Genomic DNA, 20544 nt, shown 5'->3' on the forward strand with positions numbered 1-20544 from the left:
GGGTATCACGTGCGGAATCATTCGGCGGCTTGAAGTTGCGGCCGCAGCGGCGCCGTCGAGAGGCGGTCGAGCAGGCGCTGGCGTTCGCCGGCGGCTTTTTCGGCACTGGCCTGCTTGACATGGCCAAAGCCGCGGATGAGCGCCGGTACCGAAACAAGCGCGGCAGCGGCCTCGATCTTGCCCGGCGCCAGCGCGCCGGCGACAAGGTCCAGGTCGGCTTCATAGAGGGCAAGAAGCTGCCGCTCCATACGCCTCTCGGCGCTGTAGCCGAACAGGTCGAAAGCGGTGCCGCGCAGCCCCCTCATCGCCGCCAGCAGGCGGAACCCGTTCATCATCCTCGGGCCAAAGCTCGATTTCTTCGGCTTCCCGTCACTGCCGCGCCTGCCCATGATCGGCGGTGCGAGATGGAATTCAAGCTTGCCGTAGCTCTGGAACTGCTTTGCGAGCTCTGCGGCAAAGGAGCCGTCCGTATAAAGCCGCGCCACCTCGTATTCGTCCTTGATCGCCATCAGCTTGAACAGGTTCTTTGCGGCAGCCTCGGTCACCGCGGTCGACCCGGGCACAGCATTGGTTTCGGCCTTGCGCAGCGCCGCCAGTCTGTCGGCATAGCGCTTGCCATAGGCGGCGTTCTGATAGGCGGTAAGGAAGGTGACGCGGCGAGCAATGATGTCGTCCAGCGTCTCGGCAATGGCGGCAGGCTGCGTGGCCTTGCCCGGCTGGGCGAGAAGGCCACGCACGAAATCCGGCTGGTGGGCGGCGCGGCGGCCCCAGCGAAATGCCGCGACATTCATCGCCACCGCCTCGCCGTTGAGTTCGATCGCCTTCTCGACCGCCTCCGCCGACAGCGGCAGGCCGCCATGCTGGAAGGCGAAGCCGAGCATGAACATGTTGGCGCCAAGCGAGCTGCCGAACAGCGCGGTGGCGGTGCGGGTGGCGTCGAAGAAATGCGCCTTGTCGTCGCCCGCGGCCGTTCTTATCGCTTTCTTCAGCCGCTCGACGGGCAGCGAGAAATCGGCCGAACGGGCGAACTCGCCCGGCATGATCTCGGCGGTGTTGGCGAGGAAGATGGTATGGCCTTCGCGCACCGCGGCCAGCACCTTCTTGGCACCCGAAACGACGAGATCGCAGCCAAGCACGAGGTCGGCCTTGCCGGCCGATACCCGAATGGCGTGGATGTCGTCCGGCGTGCGGGCGATGCGGACATGGGTGAACACGGAGCCGCCCTTCTGGGCGAGGCCGGCCATGTCGATCATGCCGCAGCCCTTGCCTTCCAGGTGTGCGGCCATGCCTAGCACCGCGCCTATGGTGACGACGCCGGTGCCGCCGACACCGTCGATGATCGCCGCCCAGCCTTGTTCACCGAGCGTAAATTGCGCCGGCGCCGGCACCCCCGCGAGCGGGTTGGCCGCGCCGGCTATGCCTTCGGCTTTCCTGATTTTGGCGCCGTGGACGGTGACGAAGGAGGGGCAGAAACCGTTGACGCAAGAGAAGTCCTTGTTGCAGCTCGACTGGTCGATCTTGCGCTTGCGGCCGAATTCCGTCTCGACCGGCTGGATCGAGACGCAATTCGACTGCACGCCGCAATCGCCGCAGCCTTCGCAGACCAGCTCGTTGATGAAGATACGCTTGTCGGGATCGGGGAAGGTGCCGCGCTTGCGCCGACGGCGCTTCTCGGCAGCGCAAGTCTGGTCGTAGAGCAGCACCGAGACGCCTTTGACCGAGCGCAACTCGCGCTGGATGAGATCGAGGTCGTCGCGGTGATGGATAGTGGCGCCGGCGGGAAATTCCACCTTGCCGGTATATTTGTCCGGCTCGTCGGTGACGATGGCGATGCGCTGGACGCCCTCGGCGCGCACCTGCCTGGCGATCATGTCCACCGTCAGGCCGCCTTCGTGCGGCTGCCCGCCGGTCATCGCGACGGCGTCATTGTAGAGGATCTTGTAGGTGATGTTGGCGTCGGTCGACAGCGCGAAGCGGATCGCCAGCACGCCCGAATGGTTGTAGGTGCCATCGCCCAGGTTCTGGAAGATGTGCTCGCGCTTCGAGAACGGCGCCTGGCCGACCCACTGCGCGCCCTCGCCGCCCATGGCGGTGAAGCCTACGGTATTGCGGTCCATCCATAACGCCATGAAATGACAGCCGATTCCGGCGGCGGCGAGCGAGCCGTCCGGCACCTTGGTCGAGGAATTGTGTGGGCAGCCGGAGCAGAAGAACGGCGTGCGCGAGGCGATGTCTGACGTGTCGGCCAGCATCGCCTGGAACTGTCGCAACTTCGCCACCCGCGCGGCGATTTCCTCCGACGGGCCGATCGTTCGCAAAATCCTCTCGCCGAGCGCGATGGCAATGTCGTTGGGGTCGAGCGCGCCCTTGGCCGGGAACAGCCAGTCGCCGCGCTCGTCCTTCTTGCCGACGATGACCGGCTGCGTCGCGGTGCCGTAAAGGTTCTCGCGCAGTTGCACCTCGATCAGCGAGCGTTTCTCCTCGACGACGACGATGGTATCGAGGCCGCGAGCAAAGTCGGCGATGTGCTGCAGGTCGAGCGGCCACGGGCAGCCGACCTTGAACAGCCTGATGCCGATACGATTGGCGGCCGCTTCGTCGATGCCGATATCCTCCAGCGCCTGGCGAACGTCGAGATAACTCTTGCCGATGGTGACGATGCCAAGCCTGGCGCTGCTGCCGCCCGAATAGACGATCCGGTTCAGCCCATTGGCGTGGATGAAGGCGGAAGCTGCGGCGCGCTTGTATTCATGCAACCGCTCCTCCTGGCCGAGCATGTCGATCTCGTTACGGATGTTGAGGCCGCCGGGCGGCATGTCGAAGTCCGGGACGACGATATCTAGCCGGTCGAGCGCGGCATCGACCGAGGCCGTCGATTCGATGTTGTCCTTGACGCATTTGATCGCCGCCCAGGTGCCGGCAAAACGCGACATGGCAAAGCCGTAGAGGCCGTAGTCGATGATCTCCTGGACGCCGGCCGGATTGAGGATCGGCACCATGGTGTCGACGAACAGGAACTCGGTGGCATGCGCGTTGGTCGAGGATTCGGCCATGTGGTCGTCACCCATCAGGGCTAACACGCCGCCATGTTTCGACGACCCGGCGAGATTGGCGTGGCGGAACACGTCGCCGGAGCGGTCGACGCCCGGACCCTTGCCGTACCAGACCGAAAAAACGCCGTCATGGGTACCCTCGCCCAGCAATTCCGCCTGCTGCGAGCCCCAGCACGCGGTGGCGGCGAGCTCCTCGTTGAGACCGGGCTGGAAGACGATGTCCGACTGCGCGAGCTGGTTTCTGGCCTTCCACAGCTGCATGTCGAGGCCGCCGAGCGGCGAGCCACGATAGCCGGAGACGAAACCGGCGGTGTTCAGGCCAGCCCGGCGGTCGCGCTCGCGCTGCATCAGAAGCATGCGGATGACTGCCTGGGCGCCCGACAGGAAGATGCGCTCCTTTGCCAGGTCGAACTTGTCGTCGAGCGCGACGTTGTGCAGCGTCATCAGGCGTTTCCTGTGCGGAGACCGTGCCAGGAGGTGCACGGCCAACGTCGGAGTCGAGTGCCTACAGTCTTTCTTCCCTTGCCGGGGAGGTCAAACAAAATCGAAGGTGCCAGGCGGTCCGCAACAAACGATCGGTGCGCGGCGGTGTGGCGCCACGAAACGCCTGCCGGGGAGGATGGCCTAGCACGAAAACTCCGGCGGCGGTCGGTGCCGCTGGTGATGCATCATGCAGCCTTTGGGCAACTGGGCTTCGGTTCACCGGGCAGCTTGCCGTCGACATGGCCGGCCAAGTCCTTGTTGAGCTCGTAGACTGGCCCGACCACCAGGGGCCGGTCGGGCAGGACCGACTGGTCGAGCGAGGACGTCAGAGTGGTCTCGAAACTCTGCAGCAACTGGCCGCTGGAATCCTCGATTCGGATCGACACCGCATAGGGCTTGTCCTTGACAACGCAGGTGAGCGGCGGGCTGGTGAGCGTCACATGCGGCAGCTTCGGCCATATTTTCTGGGTGACGATGATCGGATCACCACCGGCCGGGTTCTGGAAGGAGACCACGGCGACCTGCCCCTCACCCACCGGCCGCAGCGGATTGAGGGTGATGACGTAGGTGGCGATACCCAGCCGGTAGTTGAATTCGAACAGCTTCCCGGAAATGGCGAACAGCTGGTCCTTGCCGGAATCACGGCAGGCGCCGAGCGCGGTCGCCGCGAACAACGCCGCGACGACGATCATCGCGCGCAAATATTTCTTAGGCATTGGTGACCTCCCTGGCCGCGGTCCGGCGGCGATAGTATCGGTTTGCCTTCTGGCGGTTGCCGCACACCGCCATGTCGCACCAGAGGCGGCTGGAATTGCGGCTTTTGTCGACAAACAGCCAGCTGCAGTTCGGACATATCCTCAGCCTGGCGATGGTGTCGTTGCGCAGCAGCGACAGCGCCGAGACCGCAAGCGCCACCTCGAAGGCGATCGGCGTTGCCGGATCGCCGAACGGTTTTCCGGGCGCGCCTATTTCGGTGTGGCCATGGGCGAGGCCATCGGCGCAGGCTTCCAGGAATTCAGGCATGTCGGCAGTGTCGATCGCACCTTTCGATACCGCGCCGCGAAACAGCCGATCGGTCGTCTCGCGAATCGACAGCACCACCGGTGCGATCTTTTCAGGCGCCGGCGCTACGAGCCGCCTGCCGCCGAGCTCGGTGGCGCGAAAGCCACTCGCGGCTTCGGCAAAGCGGGCGATCTCGGCCGGATCGTCGAAACGGTCGAAAGTTTCCTCCGGATCGTTCCGCAAAACGACGGTGTTCGCCGTGTCGAGCGCCAGCATGCCACCGGTGAAGCGGTGCGGAGTCCAGGATACTGTCATATCGCGAATCTAACCGATAAATCGCGTTTGACAAGTTAGATTCCGGGTGCAACGCTCGTCAGTGAGGCGATCGCCGTATCGAGAATGTCGTCGTCTCAAGCCCCGCCCCGATTGTGGGGCATGCATCGAGGGTCTTGCATGCTCTATTTCTTCCAGCAGGTTCTGAACGGGCTGCATTCGGGCGCGCTCTACGCATTGCTTGCCTTCGGCTACGTGCTGACCAACGGCATCCTGCACCGCACCAATCTTGCCTATGGCGCGCTGTTCGCCTTTTGCGGGCATACGATGATCCTCACCGCGGCGTTCGGCTATCAGGCGCTGTGGCTGACGCTGTTTGCATCGGTCGCGCTCGGCGTAGTGGCGGCATTCCTTTATGCGGCGCTGCTCAGCCATGTCCTGTCGCGAAGCATCTTCGAACCGCTGGCCGCCCGCTCGCCCAACGCCATCGTGGTGACGACGCTCGGCATATTGCTGGTCTTGTCGGAAGCCAGCCGCATCGCCGCCGATACCCATGACCTATGGTTGCCGCCAATGCTGGCCCAGACCATCGTCTTCGCGCAGAATGCCAGCTTCAAGGCGACGTTGACACTGATTCAGTTGCTCGATTGCGCCGCCGTGCTGGCGGCTATTTCGCTGGCTGCGTGGGGGTTCACACATTCCAGCTTCGGCCGAAGCTGGCGTGCCGTATCCGACGATCCAAAGGCCGCTGCGATGTGCGGCGTCGATGTCCGCGCGGTGTTTCGGCGTGCAGTGCTTTTCGGCGGCCTCTGCGCGGCAATGGCTGGCGTGCTCGCCGCCTTCTACTACGGCAACATCGGCTTCGGCACAGGGTTGGTCTACGGGTTGAAAATCCTGTTCGTGACCGCAGTGGGCGGCTATCTCTCGCCTTTGCGGGCGGCACTGGGCGCCGCCGCTTTCGGCATGGCCGAATCGCTATGGTCCGGCTATTTCCCGCTCGAATGGCGGGACGGCTGGATGTACCTGTTCCTCGTCGCTATGCTTGTGCTGATCGGCTCCGGCCGCGACCAACAGAAGATCGCCTGAGCCGCATCCGACTTTGGTTGGACATGCAAAGGACGCGGCAGCATTTTGCCGGCGGCCACCTCACAACTGTGTTTATGCGGGCTGTCCGATGTTGACCCGCCGAACCACGCACTGCATACCGTTGGTCCACAGCGACGCGACGGACAGGGAACCGGCGCGCTCCGACACAAGGGAGGAATGCATGGCAGGGCTTCTCGCTCTTTCCAGAGCCATTGACCGTTTGAACGAATTCATCGGCAAATGGGTTTCGTGGCTGATCCTGCTGGCGATCCTGGTAAGCGCCGCCAACGCCGTGATCCGCAAGGTGTTCGACATGTCCTCGAACGCCTGGCTGGAATTGCAATGGTATCTGTTCGGCGCCGCCTTCATGCTGGCCGCCGCCTACACTCTGAAACAGAACGACCATATCCGCATCGATATCGTCTACGGGATGTTCTCGCGCCGCGTGCAGCACTGGATCGACCTTTTCGGTCACGTCTTCTTCCTGATGCCGTTCGTGACGTTGATGGTCGTCTATTTCGTTCCCTATGTGTCGCTGTCGTATCGCAGCGGCGAGATGTCGAACAATTCCGGCGGGCTGATCATCTGGCCGGCGAAGGCGATTCTGCTGGTCGGCTTTTTTCTGCTCGCGCTGCAGGGCATTTCCGAGATCATCAAGAAGATCGCCATCATGCGCGGTCAGATGGACGATCCCACTCCGTTCATATCGGTGCATGAGCAGGCCGAGCTAGAAGCCAAGGCGCTCGTCGAAGAGGTGCGCTCGTGATCGAGTTCATCGCCCAGAACATGGCGCCGATCATGTTCGCCTCGCTGGTCGTCTTCCTGCTGATCGGCTACCCCGTCGCCTTCTCGCTCGCTGCCAACGGCCTGATGTTCTTCTTCATCGGCGTGCTGCTGTCGCCCTATTCGGGCGGCTCCATCAATCTCGCCTGGCCGTTGCTGCACGCGTTGCCGGATAATTTCTATGGCAGCCGGGTGATGTCGAACGATACGCTGCTGGCGATCCCGTTCTTCACCTTCATGGGCATCGTGCTCGAACGATCCGGCATGGCCGAAGACCTGCTCGACACCATCGGCCAGCTGTTCGGACCGGTTCGTGGTGGCCTTGCCTATGCCGTGATTTTCGTCGGCGCGCTGCTTGCCGCGACGACCGGCGTGGTGGCGGCCTCCGTCATTGCCATGGGTCTGATTTCGCTGCCGATCATGCTGCGCTACGGCTACGACCGGCGGCTGGCATCCGGCGTCATTGCCGCGTCCGGGACGCTCGCCCAGATCATCCCGCCGTCGCTGGTGCTGATCGTGCTGGCCGACCAGCTCGGCCGCTCGGTCGGCGATATGTACAAGGGGGCGCTGATCCCCGGGCTCATTTTGACCGGCATCTACATGCTCTACATCCTGCTCATGTCGATCTTCCGGCCGAAGTCGATGCCGGCCCTGCCGCTGGAGGCCCGCACGCTCGGCCACGGCGTGCTGTCGCTGCTGGCGGCGGTGCTGGCGGCGGTGGTGGTTTCCTATGCGGCGTATCGCTACCTTGCGCCGAACCATGGCGGCAACGCCGATATCCTCGGCGCCACTATTGGCGTCATCTTCATCTATGTCGTGGCGATCGTCGACCAGCGCCTGAAGATCAACCTGATGTCGAGGCTGGCGCAGCAGGTGATCATCGTCCTGATCCCGCCGCTGGCACTGATCTTCCTGGTGCTGGGCACCATCTTCCTCGGCATCGCCACGCCGACGGAAGGCGGCGCCATGGGCGCCGTCGGCGCGCTGGCAATGGCTGCGATGAAGGGGCGGCTGTCGCTCGACGTGGTCAAGCAGGCGCTGGCCTCGACGACCAGGCTGTCGTCCTTCGTTCTGTTCATCCTGATCGGCGCGCGGGTGTTCTCGCTGACCTTTTACGGGGTCAATGGCCACATCTGGGTCGAGCATCTGTTGACCTCGCTGCCGGGCGGTGAAGTCGGTTTCCTGATTGGCGTCAACATCCTCGTCTTCGTGCTCGCCTTCTTCCTCGACTTTTTCGAGCTTGCCTTCATCATCGTGCCGCTTTTGGCACCGGCGGCCGACAAGCTCGGCATCGACCTGATCTGGTTCGGCGTGCTTTTAGGCGTCAACATGCAGACCTCCTTCATGCATCCGCCCTTCGGCTTCGCGCTGTTTTATCTGCGCTCGGTCGCCGCGCGCGTGCCCTATCTCGACCGGCTCACCGGCAAGCAGATAGCGCCGGTCACCACCGGGCAGATCTATTGGGGCGCAGTGCCCTTCGTCTGTATCCAGGTGATCATGATCGGCCTGACTATCGCCTTCCCGCAGATGGTGATGCACTACAAAGGCACCGTCGTCGATCCGGGCACCATCAACTACCAGGTGCCGGAAACGCCTGGCATCGGCTTGTCGCCGCTCGGCACGCCGCCGGCCAATGGCGGCACTGCCCCTGCCTCACCTTCCACACCGGATTTGTCGCAGCCGCCGAGCTTCGACGAAAAGCCGCCCGCGAAGCCGGCGGCACCGGCAATCGATCTGTCGCAACCCCCGAGTTTCAACTGAGGCGAGTTTCAACTGAGGAAGGCCCGGCAGCCATGAAGGCGGTTCGGTTGGAGCGAGTGGGCAGCCTCGCCGTGTGCGAGGTCGAGAAACCGACCGCCGGGCCGAGCGATCTGCTGGTGCGGATCGAGGCGTGCGGCGTCTGCGGCACCGACAGGCATCTTTTCCACGGTGAATTCCCGTGCACGCCGCCGGTGACGCTCGGGCATGAATTCTCCGGCATCGTCGAGGCGATCGGACCTGAGGTATCCGGCTTTTCGGTCGGCGACCGCGTCACCGGCGATCCCAATATTGCCTGCGGGCGCTGTGCGCATTGTCAGGCGGGCCGAGTCAATCTCTGCAGCAATCTGCGTGCCATCGGCATCCATCGCGACGGCGGCTTTGCCGAATATCTTCCCTTGCCGCAGAAACAGGCCTTCGCCTTGCCAGGCGATCTGAAGCCTACGCATGGTGCTTTCTGCGAGCCGCTCGGTTGCTGCCTGCATGGCGTGGACCTTGCCGCGATCAAACCAGGCTCGTCGGTCGCGGTGCTCGGCGGCGGCGTGATCGGCCTGCTCACCGTTCAGCTGGCAAAGCTCGCCGGTGCGACGACCATCATCCTGTCGACGCGTCAGGCCTCGCGGGCTCTTGCTGAGCAACTTGGCGCAACGGCGACGCTCGATCCCAGCGCCTTCGATGTCACCGATGCGATCGTCGGCCGGTCGGGTTTGATGCCGGGCGGCGTCGACGTGGTGTTCGAATGCGCCGGCGTGAAAGACACTGTTGAGCAGGCGATGCGGCTGGCCAAAGCGGGCGGCAAAATTGTCGTCGTCGGCGTTATGCCGCAAGGCATGAAAGCGGCGTTCGAACCGTTCGACCTGCTGTTCCGCGAGTTGAAGGTCCTGGGCTCCTTCCTCAATCCCTTTACCCATCGCCGGGCCGCCGATCTTATCGCCTCGGGGGCAATGGAGGTAGACCGGCTGATATCGCGGCAGGTCACGCTTGAAGAGTCAGCTGCAGTGATCGCCAATCCGCCTGCGCCAGGCGAGGTCAAGGTTCTGGTGGTGCCCGGCTGATCGCAAACGGAATGCGCTGCGGCGCCAGCGTCCCGAAGGAACGCCGGCGCCGCAGAGCAGCAAGGTTCAGAGCTTGCTGTTGCGCTGCTGGACCATCATGAAGGTGTCGTAGTTGTACTCGGCCACCTGCGCCCAGAGATAATGCTCCTTGCGGAACGCCTTGATCGAGTCCCAGATCTTCTTGAACGGCGCGTTCGAGGCTTCCATCTCGGCATAGACCTCGTTGGCCTTTTCGAAGCAGGCGGCCATGATCTCCTGGCTGAACGGACTCAACTTGGCGCCGCCGGCAACCAGCCGCTTCACCGCCGCCGGGTTGAGGTAGTCGTATTTCTGCAGCATGTTGGCATCGGCCGCTTGGGCGGCAGTGTGCACCAGCGACTTGTAAGCCGGCGAAAGTTCGTCGTATTTCGCCTTGTTGAACATCAGATGGACGGTCGGTCCACCTTCCCACCAGCCGGGATAGTAGTAATAGGGCGCAACCTTGTAGAAGCCGAGCTTCTCGTCATCATAAGGGCCAACCCATTCGGCGGCATCGATCGTGCCCTTTTCCAGCGCCGGATAAATGTCGCCACCGGCGATCTGCTGCGGAACCACGCCGAGCCTTTGCACCACTTTGCCGGCAAAACCGCCGATGCGCATCTTGAGGCCGGAAAGGTCGGCAACCGTTTTGATCTCCTTGCGAAACCAGCCGCCCATCTGCACGCCGGTATTGCCGCCCGGCAGCCCGAACAGACCCTGCGTCGCCAGGAACTCGTTGAACAGATCGATGCCCCCGCCATGATAGTGCCAGGCGTTGATGCCGCGCGCGTTGAGCGAAAACGGAACCGCCGCTCCCAGCGCCCAGGTCGGGTCCTTGCCCCAGTAATAGTATGCCACAGTATGGCAGGCCTCGACCGTGCCGGCTGTGGTGGCATCGGCGGCCTGCAGGCCGGGAACGAGTTCGCCGGAGGCGAAGACCTGGACCTGGAAGTTGCCGTCGGTCGCCTCCGAAAGCATCTTGGAAAACACTTCGGCACCGCCGTAGATCGTATCGAGCGACTTCGGGAAGGACGACGCCAGCCGCCAGGTTACTTTCGGATTGGACTGGGCGATGGCCGGCGCAGCAAGTGTCGCGGCAGCGGCCGCAGCGCCGAAACCGGTGGTGCCGGCCTTGCGGATGAACGAACGACGATCCATGAAGTTCCTCCCGTTTGGATCAACTGACCGACGTTCGGGACGCTTCGGCGCCCGCATCGGCTTCGAGCCGACAATACACAGGCAAGGAGTCGAGTCCAGCGCGGCAGCCCGGTTTGAGTGGCGCATTTCGGAGAAATTCACGGCGTTGGGCCAGATCTTGCAACTATAGTCTAACGTCGATTAACTGGTCTACGCGACACGCCGAAACTTGCCATGGAAATGCGCCTTCGGATCGCCTATTTTGCAGGCAGATAATTCGTTGCACCCGATGGGATCCGGACCAAATGCACCAGCCGCTCGTCGCCATATCGACCGACGTCCGCCAGTTCGACAATTACACCTGGCATGCCGCGCCGCAGCAATATCTTGAAGCGGCGCTTTCAGGGGCAGGCGTGTTCCCGCTGCTGGTACCGTCCTTCGGCGACCGGCTCGACTTCGATGAACTGCTTTCCGCCGTCGACGGCGTCATGGTCACCGGTTCGAAGTCCAACGTTCATCCCTCGCTCTACGGCGGTGACGCCAGTGAAGCCAATGGTCCCTACGACCCCGCCCGCGACGCCACCACGCTGCCGCTGATCCGCAGGGCGGTGGAGCGCGGAGTACCGCTGCTCGCGATCTGCCGCGGCATCCAGGAGATGAATGTGGCGCTGGGTGGCACGCTGGCCACTGAAATCCAGGAACGCGCCGGTTCGCTCGATCATCGTGCGCCTGCAAGCGACAATCAGGACGAACGCTTCGCCATCCGCCAGAGCGTGTCGATAAAACCCGGCAGCTGCCTGGCCGGGGTCTTCGGCGCCGGCGACATCATGGTCAATTCGGTGCATCGCCAGGCTGTCGACCGGCTTGGCTCAAAGCTGCAGGTCGAAGCGGTCGCCGCCGACGGCACTGTCGAGGCGGTCTCGGTGCGCGATGCACGGGCTTTCGCCGTCGGCGTCCAGTGGCATCCCGAATACTGGGTCAAATCGGACAGCATCTCGGTAAAGATATTTCGCGCTTTCGGCGACGCGGTGCGGCTGCATCAGGCGGCGAAATCGGGTGCGCGCGCTGCGGCAGAATAGCGCTCGTCAGTTGCCGGCCGACGCCAGGGTCAGTAGCGGTAGCGCCGGCGCGTAGGATTCGTAACCGTCGCCATCGGCGACCGAGAACATGACGATCGGATCGCTGCCGTTGGCGCTGAATGTGACCGTGCCGTCATCCTGCTCTCGCCAGAACTTCGCCTGCTCGACACCGGGCAACACCCGGCGGCAATTCGCGGCGACCGTCAACAGCGACAGGCCTTGCGAAATCTCGGCGCCACGGGTGACCGCACAAGACGCCTCGTCACCATGGGCTACCAGCCTGTAGGTGCTGGACGAAGGTGCTGGTTCACTGGCTGCGCGGCTTTGACCGCTACCGGCGTAAAACAGCTGGACGCTGCCTAACAGCGCAGCAATCGCCATCAATGCGGGAAGCGTTTTCATCCTGTTTCTCCGCGCATTTCAAGCGCGCCGTGTTCGATGTCATCAGGAGGAGGCGCGCTTCATCTTGCTGCCATGTGCTGTCAAGGGGACATACACTAGCCAAGGAGGCAGAATGATTCCGAAGGGTTAAGCTGAAGTTAACATAGGGCGGTCACGGCCTCGCCTTGACGTTTGCCGTCTCCGGCACCGGCGTCAGCGCCTTGCGCTGCGAAAACCACGAGACCAGATTGTCGACGCACAGGTCCGCCATGGCGCGGCGGGTGTGCTGCGAGGCCGAGCCGACATGAGGCAAAAGCGAGGTGTTGGGCGCGGCAAGCAACGCCGCAGGCACGTTCGGCTCGTCGGCAAAAACGTCTAGCCCGGCAGCGGCGATGCTGCCGCTGGCAAGTGCGGCGGCAAGAGCTGGTTCGTCGACCGTGCTGCCCCGGCCGATATTGACGTAGACGCCGTTCGGCCCCAGAGCCGAGAGGATTTCGGCATTGACGGCCTTGTCCGTCGAGGCCCCGCCGGGCGCCACCGAGATCAGCGTGTCGACCGCCTCGGCGAGACCTTTCAGCGTCGGGTGATAGTCATAGGACAGGCCTTCGACGCGGCGCCGGTTGTGATAGGCGATGGGCAGTCCGAAAGCATCGAGCCGGCGGGCAATGGCGAGGCCGATGCGGCCCATGCCGAAGATGCCGACATGGCGACCGCGCAAAGTCAGACGGCTCAGCGGATAGTTGCCGTTGCGCAACCAACTTCCGTCGCGCAGCCAGGCCTCGGCGCGCGGCAGTTCGCGGATGGTATTGATCAACAGGCCGAGCGCCGTGTCGGCGACCTCTTCGGTCAGCACATCCGGTGTGTTGGTGACCATGATGCCGCGCCGTGCGGCGTGGTGGACATCTACCGAATCATAGCCGACGCCGAAATTGGCGATAATCTCGAGCTTTGGCAGCGCGTCCATCAACGCGGCGCTTATGCCGCCAAAGGCGGCTATGCCGCGCACCGTAAGGCGCATCTCGTCGGTGACCAGCGACGGATCGGCGCGTTCGATCAGGACGCGGCTGAACGCCCCGTCGATGCGGCCGACCGCATGGTCGTTGAACTGGCCCGGCACCAGAATGGTGACAGCTTGCTGGTCGGTTTTTGTCATGCACGTTCCACCGGTTTGCCGGTCGACTGGCGCACATGCAGTTCCGGCTTGATCAGTTCCTGCGACGGCCGCACCGTCTGTCCGTTGAGTTTGTCGAGCAGCGCGCTGGCAGCGCGGCGGCCAACCTCACGCTGGCCGTTCCAGACCGTGGTTAGCGCCGGCGTCGCGATCGCCGCCTCCTCGAGGTCGTCATAACCAGTGACCGAAATGTCGATGCCCGGCACCAGACCAGCGCGGGCAATGCCGTTCATCAGGCCGATGGCGACGAGGTCATTCCAGCAGCAGGCCGCGGTCGGCCTGTCCTTTAGCGCCAGGAACTGCCCGGCAGCCTCGAAGCCGGCCTGCTTGGTGCGCGGGCCGGCGATGCGCCAGGACGGCCTGACCTCAAGCCCCGCCGCCTCCATGGCGTTGACATATCCCTGATAGCGGTCGCGGCCGGTCGACGTCTGATCGGTACCGCCGATCATTGCGATGCGCTTGTGGCCAAGCGAGATCAGATGGTTGGTGGCAAGCCCGGTGCCATAGGCATCGTCGCCGCGAAACACCGGCACGTCGGCACCTTCGACGGTGCGTGCAATCAGCACTGCCGGGAGACCGTTCTCCTCGGCCATGAATATGTCTTCGGGAGGCGTGCCGATGGCCGGCGACATGATGACCCCGTCAGCGCCGAGCTGCAGAAGCGTGTCGATGAAAGTGCGTTGTTTCTCGAGCTGGTCGTAGTGGTTCGACAGGATGAAGGTTTGCCGGCTGCGGTCAAGCTCGCTCTCTATCGAACGCAATATCTCGGCAAAGAACGGGTTCATGATGTCGTGGACGACGACGCCGACTATGCCCGAGCGCGAGGTGCGCAGGCTGGCGGCGCGGCGGTTGTAGATATAGCCGATGGCGCGGGCATGTTCCTTGATGCGGTCGCGGGTGCCGCCGGCGACCAGCGGGCTGTCGCGCAAGGCCAGCGAGACCGTGGCCGTGGACACGCCGAGCGCATCCGCGATGGTCGAAAGCTTGATCTTCTGTGCCAGCGCCCTGCGCTCCCGAAGCAATTTAAACTGTTTAAAGGCCGGCTCTTATGCCATCGATTCCGAGCAAATCAAAGTTTTTTTGCCAGCGCTTCCGCCTCCGCGTCCAGCGTCGCGCGGTTGCGCAAACGAAGCCGGTGCTCACGGTGAACGATGTAGAGGCCGCTGGCGACGATGACTGTGGCACCGACCAGCGTCCACCGATCGGGAAACTGGTTGAAGACGATCAGGCCGGAGATGATCATCCAGATCATCTGCGAATAGGGATAGGGAGCCAGGGCCGTGGTGGTGGCAAGGCGATAGGCCTGCACAAGAAGCCAATGACCGATGGCGCCGAAGACGCCAAGCATCAGCAATATGAACCAGTGCCAGCCATCCTGCGGCAGCGAAGGCGAAAACGGCAGTGTCGGCAAAAGCAGCACGGCCGGCGCCAGCGCCGAAAACAGGATGAGGCTTTCGGAGGTTTCCGTAGCCGACATGCGGCGCGTCATGATGACGTAGAAACTGTTCGACAGCATCGAGCCGAGCGCAAAGAGATGGCCGACGCCAAAAACGCCGACACCCGGCCGGGTGATGATGAGGACGCCGACAAAGCCGCTCATGATCGCCAGCCAGCGCCGCCAGCCGGCCCATTCGCCGAGCAACGGACCGGCAAGCGCGGTGATCACCATCGGGCCGAAGAAGTAGATCGAGGTGGTTTCCGCCAGTTGCAGCGTCCGCAGCGCCAGAATGTTGAACATCGTCGATCCGAACAGGAGCAGACCGCGCGTGATGTGCGCCGGCAGGTTGGCGGGACGTAAGCGCAGCGGCTCACGCCATCCGCGCAGAAAAACGCCGACGATCAGCACATGGACCGCGAAGCGGGTCCAGGCGACGATCAGCGCCGAGACGCCGGCCAGGACAAGGTACTTGCTGCTGGTGTCGAGGAAGGTGAAAAACACATAGACGGAAAGCATGCACAGGATCGCCGCCGGCGATGTCGCGCTTTCGTCATGTCTTGGGGAAGCATTCAATTTCAGGCCGGACGGGAAGCAAGGCAGTCCTTCACCCATGCGGGAATTGTCGCCTGCGGGCAAGCCAAAAGAGGCTGGCACAACGACAGGCTAAGGTTTTGTTGCTGGTGGCCGACGAGTCAAGCGTGCATGCGGGCACCCTTGGTGATCCTGTCGACGAGTTTCTTTTCGGCGCGAAGCGCGATGCCGACCACCTTGGCATCCTCCGGCGCAAATTCGGCAAAGACGGCACGGTTGGCCAGATCATAACCAGTCGAAAACATTTCCTCGACATAGAGCGATACCGTCACACCACGCTCCAGCGCCCGCCGCTGGATCGCGCCGAGCGTCTGGCCGTCCGCCGAAAGCACGATGACCGGCTGGATCGACAGCGGGTTGTAGATATTGCCGGCGCGATCACGGTAGGGGTCGCCGATAATGTCGGGAAATTGCGCGACGATGCCGCTGGTCAGAAAGGCGGTGACATTGAGCTTTTGCCAGACGGGAAGATCATCCTTGAGCACGATTGCAAATTTCGTATCGAACATGCGACAGTTTCCAATCCGAAAGGGGCCAATCCGAGGCTGCGAGAAAAGCGATGCCGCACGGTCTAGACGGGGAAGCCTTTCAGGGTCTTGGACGTTTGTGCGTGGATGCAGCCGAAAACTGCATCGTACCGGCACCCCGTGCTGCCGGCATGGAACGCATCGAGGCCCGGTTCCACGGCAACGCCTTCGATCTCCATCGCCACGACACCTATGCGATCGGGGTGACGCTTTATGGCGTGCAGCGCTTCCGCTATCGCGGCCAAATGCATCTGAGCCTGCCTGGCCAGATCATTATCCTTCATCCCGACGAACTGCACGATGGCGGTGCCGGCACCGAAGACGGCTTGCGATACAGAATGCTCTATTTGGAGCCGTCCCTGATGCTCGATTGTCTCGGCGGCGGATCACTGCCGTTCGTGAGGAATGCCGTGGTGACAGACCGCGATCTCCGCGCGACGCTGCTTTCGGCGCTCGGGCCGCTGGATCAGCAACTGGACGAGCTGTTTGTCGTCGATTTCATGACGCAGCTTATGCAAAGCCTGGCCCGGCACGCCGGTCAGCCGGCGAAACCGGTAGCGAAAACGGCGTGGCGCGCCGCCAACCTGGCGCGCGACTACCTGGAGGAAAATGTCGCGCGGATTGTACGTTCAGACGAATTGGAGGCGATAACCGGATTGGACCGTTATGCCCTGTCGCGGCATTTTCGCGCGACCTTCTCGACCAGCCCGCACCGGTTCCTGTTGATGCGCCGGCTTCAGCGAGCCCGTCGGATGATCGAAGCCGACGAGCCGCTGGCGCAAATCGCAATCGCCGCCGGCTTCAGTGATCAAAGCCATTTCAATCGGCATTTCAAGAAGGCGTTCGGCGTCACACCGGGACGTTGGTCGGCACTGACGCGGCGGCCGTCAGCGGCGAACGCGTGAGCTATTCAAGCATCTTGTCTTCGATATCCAGTTCGTCGTCCGGGAGCACCATTTCGCCGTTCGACAGGTTCGCCTCGACGCGGGCAAGCAGCTTGAACAGCGCTTTCTGATCCTTCTTGTCGAGACCCTTCAATGCCTGCTTTTCGGTCTTCTTCACCGATTTCTCGATGGCGTGGATGATTTCGCGGCCGGTGTCGGTGAGGAAAATATGCGCCTGGCGGGCATCGGCGGAGGAGGCGCGCTTTTCCAGAAAACCCTGCGCCTGCAGCCGGTTGATGGTCTTGGTGATGGTCGGCGGACGCACGCCGAGGCGGCCGGCAAGGTTGCCGGGCGTCTGCCCGTCCTCGCGGTCGAGCGCCAGCATGATCTGGTCCTGGCCGGCATAGAAACCATGCGCCAGAAGCCGGGCGGCGAGCGCCGTGCGAGCCAGCCGCGCCGCCGAATGCAGCCGGCTCATTGTTGCAGTCTTGTCCGCCTTGGCCATGCGCATCCCTCCTCGGCCGAACCGGTGCGGACAGCATAAAAGCAGCCCGCCGGTTGGCAATGACCATCGAAAACATTCCGGCTCGGAAAATAGCTTTGCCGGCAAGCTTCGCGGTGTTCGCCGTGGCTAATGCCAGATGTTTATTTCAGTTAGATGACAAACGACTTTCCGCAATGGCTGGATGGGGACGTGACGAGGCGTTCTCAACCGGCCTTCACCGCGACCACCATCAAGGCCTGAAAGGCGTCCGCCATTTCCCGCAGCGCTGCCTGCGACAGCAGCCCGGCCTGCCGCGCAATGCCGTCCCGCGCGTTCGATGTATCGCGTTTTCCGGGGCGATCTTTATAGGGCGCGACGGTGGCGAATATCTGCTCGCTGAGGCTGTCGGGGAAGAACATCTGGCCGGTCATTACCGAGCGGTCGTCAGGGAAAATCTTGAAATGGATGTGGGTGGTGCGGCCGCGATACCAGCCGGGATAGATGGTGGCGAAAGAAGCGATGCCGCTTTCATCGGTTCTCTGCCAGCCCCGCAGAAAGCTCTGGCCGGACGTGTCGATATCCTGCCCGTCGCCCTGTCCGGGATAGCCGGAATAGGCGCCCTGGGCGTCGCAATGCCAGATGTCGACGCGTGCGCCGGGAAGCGGCCGGCAGGCGGCGTCGACGATTTGCAGCCGCACATTGAGGGCGATGCCCTTCTTGCCCTCGGTGATATCGGCGCGTTCGAGCTTCGGGTCGAAATAGAACGGCCCTTCGGTGACCTCAGGCGTGATGGCGCAGACGCCGGCACCGGCTTCGAACAAAGCAAGCCCGGCATAGGGCGAGACCTTCCCGGCCCTTGCACCGGCGGGCAGGAATATGCCGCCAGCGGTAACCGCAACGAGACGGAGCGCCTGCCGGCGGCTTAGTGGCAAGGACTTGTCGGACATCTGGCGTCTCTTCAATGCGAACAGCCCTCGTGAATGACCTTTGCCTATCTAAGCCCACCGCCAACCCGCGCCAATGAAAGTTCGGCAATTTGAGGAAAGTTCGGCAATACCAGCCTCTCTTTGGTCCACCGGTTTGGCTCGTGCAAAAGCCGAGCACACATCCTATATGGAGCCGACAATCCCTATTCGAGGCACATTATGAGCGACGCACAGACGCAGATCCCCGTAACCGTCCTCACCGGCTATCTTGGCGCCGGCAAGACGACACTGCTCAACCGCATCCTTTCGGAAAACCATGGCAAGCGCTACGCGGTCATCGTCAATGAATTCGGCGAAATCGGCATCGACAACGAGCTGATCGTGGAATCCGACGAGGAAATCTACGAGATGAACAACGGCTGCATCTGCTGCACCGTGCGCGGCGACCTGATCCGCGTCGTCGAAGGCCTGATGCGCAGACCCGGCCGCTTCGACGCCATCGTCGTCGAGACCACAGGCCTCGCCGATCCCGTGCCGGTGGCGCAAACCTTCTTCATGGACGACGATGTGCGTTCCAAGACCAGGCTCGATGCGGTGGTGGCGCTGGTCGACGCCAAGCACTTGCCGCTGCGCCTCAAGGATTCCCGCGAGGCCGAGGACCAGATCGCCTTTGCCGACGTCGTCGTGCTCAACAAGACCGATCTCGTCACCCCTGAAGAGCTGAGCAAGGTTGAGGCAACGATCCGCGCCATCAACCCGGCGGCACGCATCCATCGCACCATGCGCGCCAGCGTGGCGCTGTCCGAGGTGCTGGATCGCGGTGCCTTCGACCTGTCCCGGGCGCTGGAGAACGATCCGCACTTCCTCGAGGCGCATGACGATCACGACCATCATGATCATGATCATGACCACCACCACCACGATCACGACGGCCATGATCACCACGATCATGACGGCCATCATCATGCGCACCCTTCCGACATCCATGACGTGACCGTGCAGTCGGTGTCGCTGCGCGGTGGCGAGATGGACCCGAAAAAGTTCTTCCCGTGGATCGAGAAGGTCACCCAGATGGAAGGCCCGAACATCCTGCGGCTGAAAGGGATCATTGCGCTGAAAGGCGATGACGAGCGCTATGTCATCCAGGGCGTGCACATGATCATCGAGGGCGACCACCAGCGCGCCTGGAAGGACGGCGAGAAGCACGAGAGCCGGCTGGTGTTCATCGGTCGCGAACTCGATGCCGAGCGGCTGAAGACAAGCTTCGAGGCCTGTCAGGCCGCTTGATTTAGCTACCTTCTTCCTTCTCCCCCTTGTGGGAGGAGGGGCAGCCGCAACGCTGGCGCTCTCTAGCCACGACGATCCGAAGCACGGGTTGAGACGGGCAGCTCAACCCCTTAAGGGTGAGGCAGCAGAAACCTCGGACGGAATTATCTCTCATGCCCACAGTCGCCCCGCTCGATCTCGAAGGCCACTGCCTCGCCGCCGTGTTCCTCGGCGACGTGCCGCACTTTGCGCTGGCTGACGGCACAATCCATCGGCTCGACCACGGCCACAAGACGGTGCAGGCCAATGACGGGATGCTCGCCGCCTTCCATGATGCGGCGAACGACCGGCTGATCACCGGTGGTGAGGACGGCAGGATCTTTGCCGTGACCGCTGGCGGCAATACCGCGGAATTGGCGACCGCAGGCAAAAAATGGATCACCAGCGTCGCCGCCGGGCCGCAAGGCGCTGTTGCCTATGCTTCGGGCAAGATTGCCTATGTGCGCTTTGCCGACGGCAAAACCAGGGAATTCTCGCATCCGCGCTCGGTCGAGGGGCTGGCCTTCTCGCCCAAGGGCATGCGCTTCGGCGTCGCCCGCTACAATGGCGCGACGCTGCATTTCCCGGCCGCCGACGGCAAGCCGGTCGAACTCGAATGGGCCGGTGCCCACACCGGCATCACCTTCTCGCCGGACGGCGACTTCGTCGTCACCACCATGCAGGAAAACGCGCTGCATGGCTGGAAGCTCGCCGACGGCAAGCACATGCGCATGTCCGGCTACCCCGGCAAGGTCAAAAGCCTGTCGTGGAGCGCCAAGGGCAAATGGCTGGCGAGTTCCGGCGCGCCGGCGGCGATCGTCTGGCCGTTTTCGGGCAAGGACGGGCCGATGGGCAAGGCGCCGCTGGAACTCGGCACGCGCGGCAATGCGATGGTCACCTCCGTCGCCTGTCACCCGAGCCAGGACGTCGTTGCTGTCGGCTATGATGACGGCATGGTGATGGCGGTGCGCTTCGCGGACGCCAGGGAAGTGCTGTTGCGCCGGCCGGGCAAGGGCGCCGTCACCTCGATGATGTGGGACAGGCAAGAGCGCCGCGTCGCCTTTGGCAGCGCTGCGGGTGACTGCGGCGTCATCGATATTTCGGCGTAGC

19 protein-coding genes are annotated in these 20544 nt (G+C 63.1%); 8 read left to right on the top strand and 11 right to left on the bottom strand.

Annotated elements, in window-relative coordinates; all coding sequences use genetic code 11:
- Window positions 1-17 precede the first annotated feature (17 nt).
- From NKH17_RS27650 to NKH17_RS27660, 3 genes are all read right to left on the bottom strand, one after another.
- Complete coding sequence (locus NKH17_RS27650) at window positions 18-3497, bottom strand: indolepyruvate ferredoxin oxidoreductase family protein (protein WP_352900290.1); 3480 nt, start codon at window positions 3495-3497, stop codon at window positions 18-20.
- Window positions 3498-3721: 224 nt separating this feature from the next.
- Window positions 3722-4252 (bottom strand): hypothetical protein, encoded by a 531-nt coding sequence (locus NKH17_RS27655; RefSeq protein ID WP_352900293.1) that lies wholly within the window; start codon window positions 4250-4252, stop codon window positions 3722-3724.
- Window positions 4245-4853 (bottom strand): CGNR zinc finger domain-containing protein, encoded by a 609-nt coding sequence (locus tag NKH17_RS27660; RefSeq protein ID WP_352900296.1) that lies wholly within the window; start codon window positions 4851-4853, stop codon window positions 4245-4247. Before NKH17_RS27660 ends, NKH17_RS27655 begins: the two co-directional genes overlap by 8 nt.
- Window positions 4854-4991: 138 nt before the next feature.
- Between NKH17_RS27660 and NKH17_RS27665 the strand changes: the two genes are divergently transcribed.
- The 4 genes from NKH17_RS27665 to NKH17_RS27680 all read left to right on the top strand — a co-directional run bounded on the left by NKH17_RS27665 (window position 4992) and on the right by NKH17_RS27680 (window position 9493).
- Window positions 4992-5897 (top strand): branched-chain amino acid ABC transporter permease, encoded by a 906-nt coding sequence (locus NKH17_RS27665; RefSeq protein WP_352900299.1) that lies wholly within the window; start codon window positions 4992-4994, stop codon window positions 5895-5897.
- A gap of 181 nt (window positions 5898-6078) precedes the next feature.
- Window positions 6079-6663, top strand: coding sequence for a TRAP transporter small permease subunit (locus NKH17_RS27670; RefSeq protein WP_292658329.1), 585 nt, complete (start codon window positions 6079-6081; stop codon window positions 6661-6663).
- Window positions 6663-8441, top strand: a complete 1779-nt coding sequence (locus NKH17_RS27675; protein WP_352480106.1) for a TRAP transporter large permease — start codon at window positions 6663-6665, stop codon at window positions 8439-8441. The genes NKH17_RS27670 and NKH17_RS27675 overlap by 1 nt, the downstream gene beginning before the upstream one ends.
- A 32-nt stretch (window positions 8442-8473) precedes the next feature.
- On the top strand, window positions 8474-9493 hold the full coding sequence (locus NKH17_RS27680; protein WP_352900302.1) for a zinc-dependent alcohol dehydrogenase family protein: 1020 nt from the start codon (window positions 8474-8476) through the stop codon (window positions 9491-9493).
- 66 nt (window positions 9494-9559) lie between these two features.
- Here NKH17_RS27680 and NKH17_RS27685 read toward each other — a convergent pair whose 3' ends face one another.
- A complete protein-coding gene (locus tag NKH17_RS27685; RefSeq protein ID WP_352469878.1) occupies window positions 9560-10669 on the bottom strand; it encodes a TRAP transporter substrate-binding protein in 1110 nt (369 codons plus the stop codon).
- 284 nt (window positions 10670-10953) lie between these two features.
- On the opposite strand from NKH17_RS27685, the gene NKH17_RS27690 reads away from it, so the two are divergent.
- Window positions 10954-11727 carry a gamma-glutamyl-gamma-aminobutyrate hydrolase family protein gene (locus tag NKH17_RS27690; protein ID WP_352807403.1) on the top strand — a complete coding sequence of 258 codons (774 nt, stop codon included), beginning with the start codon at window positions 10954-10956 and terminating at the stop codon, window positions 11725-11727.
- A 6-nt stretch (window positions 11728-11733) separates the two neighbouring features.
- Here NKH17_RS27690 and NKH17_RS27695 read toward each other — a convergent pair whose 3' ends face one another.
- From NKH17_RS27695 to NKH17_RS27715, 5 genes are all read right to left on the bottom strand, one after another.
- Window positions 11734-12129 (bottom strand): hypothetical protein, encoded by a 396-nt coding sequence (locus tag NKH17_RS27695; protein WP_352700894.1) that lies wholly within the window; start codon window positions 12127-12129, stop codon window positions 11734-11736.
- 151 nt (window positions 12130-12280) lie between these two features.
- The gene (locus NKH17_RS27700; RefSeq protein WP_352807408.1) at window positions 12281-13261 is read right to left on the bottom strand and encodes a 2-hydroxyacid dehydrogenase; all 981 of its coding nucleotides are present in this window, start codon (window positions 13259-13261) and stop codon (window positions 12281-12283) included.
- The gene (locus tag NKH17_RS27705) at window positions 13258-14280 is read right to left on the bottom strand and encodes a LacI family DNA-binding transcriptional regulator (RefSeq protein ID WP_254816382.1); all 1023 of its coding nucleotides are present in this window, start codon (window positions 14278-14280) and stop codon (window positions 13258-13260) included. The genes NKH17_RS27700 and NKH17_RS27705 overlap by 4 nt, the downstream gene beginning before the upstream one ends.
- 68 nt (window positions 14281-14348) lie before the next feature.
- Window positions 14349-15233 (bottom strand): DMT family transporter, encoded by an 885-nt coding sequence (locus NKH17_RS27710; RefSeq protein ID WP_352972832.1) that lies wholly within the window; start codon window positions 15231-15233, stop codon window positions 14349-14351.
- Window positions 15234-15409: 176 nt separating this feature from the next.
- The gene (locus NKH17_RS27715; RefSeq protein ID WP_352505890.1) at window positions 15410-15817 is read right to left on the bottom strand and encodes a DUF2000 family protein; all 408 of its coding nucleotides are present in this window, start codon (window positions 15815-15817) and stop codon (window positions 15410-15412) included.
- A gap of 50 nt (window positions 15818-15867) precedes the next feature.
- Here NKH17_RS27715 and NKH17_RS27720 point away from each other — a divergent pair, with 50 nt between their 5' ends.
- The gene (locus tag NKH17_RS27720; protein WP_352900307.1) at window positions 15868-16740 is read left to right on the top strand and encodes an AraC family transcriptional regulator; all 873 of its coding nucleotides are present in this window, start codon (window positions 15868-15870) and stop codon (window positions 16738-16740) included.
- Between the two features lies 1 nt (window position 16741).
- Here the strand turns inward: NKH17_RS27720 and NKH17_RS27725 are convergent, their stop codons facing one another.
- Both NKH17_RS27725 and NKH17_RS27730 read right to left on the bottom strand, forming a co-directional pair.
- Window positions 16742-17224 (bottom strand): MarR family winged helix-turn-helix transcriptional regulator, encoded by a 483-nt coding sequence (locus NKH17_RS27725; RefSeq protein WP_254816029.1) that lies wholly within the window; start codon window positions 17222-17224, stop codon window positions 16742-16744.
- Between the two features lie 203 nt (window positions 17225-17427).
- Window positions 17428-18150, bottom strand: coding sequence for an intradiol ring-cleavage dioxygenase (locus NKH17_RS27730; RefSeq protein ID WP_352800645.1), 723 nt, complete (start codon window positions 18148-18150; stop codon window positions 17428-17430).
- Between the two features lie 198 nt (window positions 18151-18348).
- Here NKH17_RS27730 and NKH17_RS27735 point away from each other — a divergent pair, with 198 nt between their 5' ends.
- Complete coding sequence (locus NKH17_RS27735; protein WP_352900310.1) at window positions 18349-19416, top strand: CobW family GTP-binding protein; 1068 nt, start codon at window positions 18349-18351, stop codon at window positions 19414-19416.
- A gap of 152 nt (window positions 19417-19568) precedes the next feature.
- The gene (locus tag NKH17_RS27740; RefSeq protein WP_352900312.1) at window positions 19569-20543 is read left to right on the top strand and encodes a WD40 repeat domain-containing protein; all 975 of its coding nucleotides are present in this window, start codon (window positions 19569-19571) and stop codon (window positions 20541-20543) included.
- Window position 20544: the final 1 nt, after the last annotated feature.

The sequence above is a fragment of the Mesorhizobium sp. M1334 genome, assembly GCF_040317995.1.
Lineage (GTDB): Bacteria > Pseudomonadota > Alphaproteobacteria > Rhizobiales > Rhizobiaceae > Mesorhizobium.

What these genes read in the sequence shown, in the direction of transcription:
- NKH17_RS27655 (WP_352900293.1), bottom strand. Translation starts at nt 4,252, where the DNA reads ATGCCTAAGAAATATTTGCGCGCGATGATCGTCGTCGCGGCGTTGTTC.
- NKH17_RS27650 (WP_352900290.1), bottom strand. Translation starts at nt 3,497, where the DNA reads ATGACGCTGCACAACGTCGCGCTCGACGACAAGTTCGACCTGGCAAAG.
- NKH17_RS27690 (WP_352807403.1), top strand. Translation starts at nt 10,954, where the DNA reads ATGCACCAGCCGCTCGTCGCCATATCGACCGACGTCCGCCAGTTCGAC.
- NKH17_RS27660 (WP_352900296.1), bottom strand. Translation starts at nt 4,853, where the DNA reads ATGACAGTATCCTGGACTCCGCACCGCTTCACCGGTGGCATGCTGGCG.
- NKH17_RS27740 (WP_352900312.1), top strand. Translation starts at nt 19,569, where the DNA reads ATGCCCACAGTCGCCCCGCTCGATCTCGAAGGCCACTGCCTCGCCGCC.
- NKH17_RS27680 (WP_352900302.1), top strand. Translation starts at nt 8,474, where the DNA reads ATGAAGGCGGTTCGGTTGGAGCGAGTGGGCAGCCTCGCCGTGTGCGAG.
- NKH17_RS27730 (WP_352800645.1), bottom strand. Translation starts at nt 18,150, where the DNA reads ATGTCCGACAAGTCCTTGCCACTAAGCCGCCGGCAGGCGCTCCGTCTC.
- NKH17_RS27710 (WP_352972832.1), bottom strand. Translation starts at nt 15,233, where the DNA reads ATGCTTTCCGTCTATGTGTTTTTCACCTTCCTCGACACCAGCAGCAAG.
- NKH17_RS27670 (WP_292658329.1), top strand. Translation starts at nt 6,079, where the DNA reads ATGGCAGGGCTTCTCGCTCTTTCCAGAGCCATTGACCGTTTGAACGAA.
- NKH17_RS27715 (WP_352505890.1), bottom strand. Translation starts at nt 15,817, where the DNA reads ATGTTCGATACGAAATTTGCAATCGTGCTCAAGGATGATCTTCCCGTC.
- NKH17_RS27685 (WP_352469878.1), bottom strand. Translation starts at nt 10,669, where the DNA reads ATGGATCGTCGTTCGTTCATCCGCAAGGCCGGCACCACCGGTTTCGGC.
- NKH17_RS27700 (WP_352807408.1), bottom strand. Translation starts at nt 13,261, where the DNA reads ATGACAAAAACCGACCAGCAAGCTGTCACCATTCTGGTGCCGGGCCAG.
- NKH17_RS27735 (WP_352900310.1), top strand. Translation starts at nt 18,349, where the DNA reads ATGAGCGACGCACAGACGCAGATCCCCGTAACCGTCCTCACCGGCTAT.
- NKH17_RS27695 (WP_352700894.1), bottom strand. Translation starts at nt 12,129, where the DNA reads ATGAAAACGCTTCCCGCATTGATGGCGATTGCTGCGCTGTTAGGCAGC.
- NKH17_RS27725 (WP_254816029.1), bottom strand. Translation starts at nt 17,224, where the DNA reads ATGGCCAAGGCGGACAAGACTGCAACAATGAGCCGGCTGCATTCGGCG.
- NKH17_RS27665 (WP_352900299.1), top strand. Translation starts at nt 4,992, where the DNA reads ATGCTCTATTTCTTCCAGCAGGTTCTGAACGGGCTGCATTCGGGCGCG.
- NKH17_RS27720 (WP_352900307.1), top strand. Translation starts at nt 15,868, where the DNA reads ATGCCGCACGGTCTAGACGGGGAAGCCTTTCAGGGTCTTGGACGTTTG.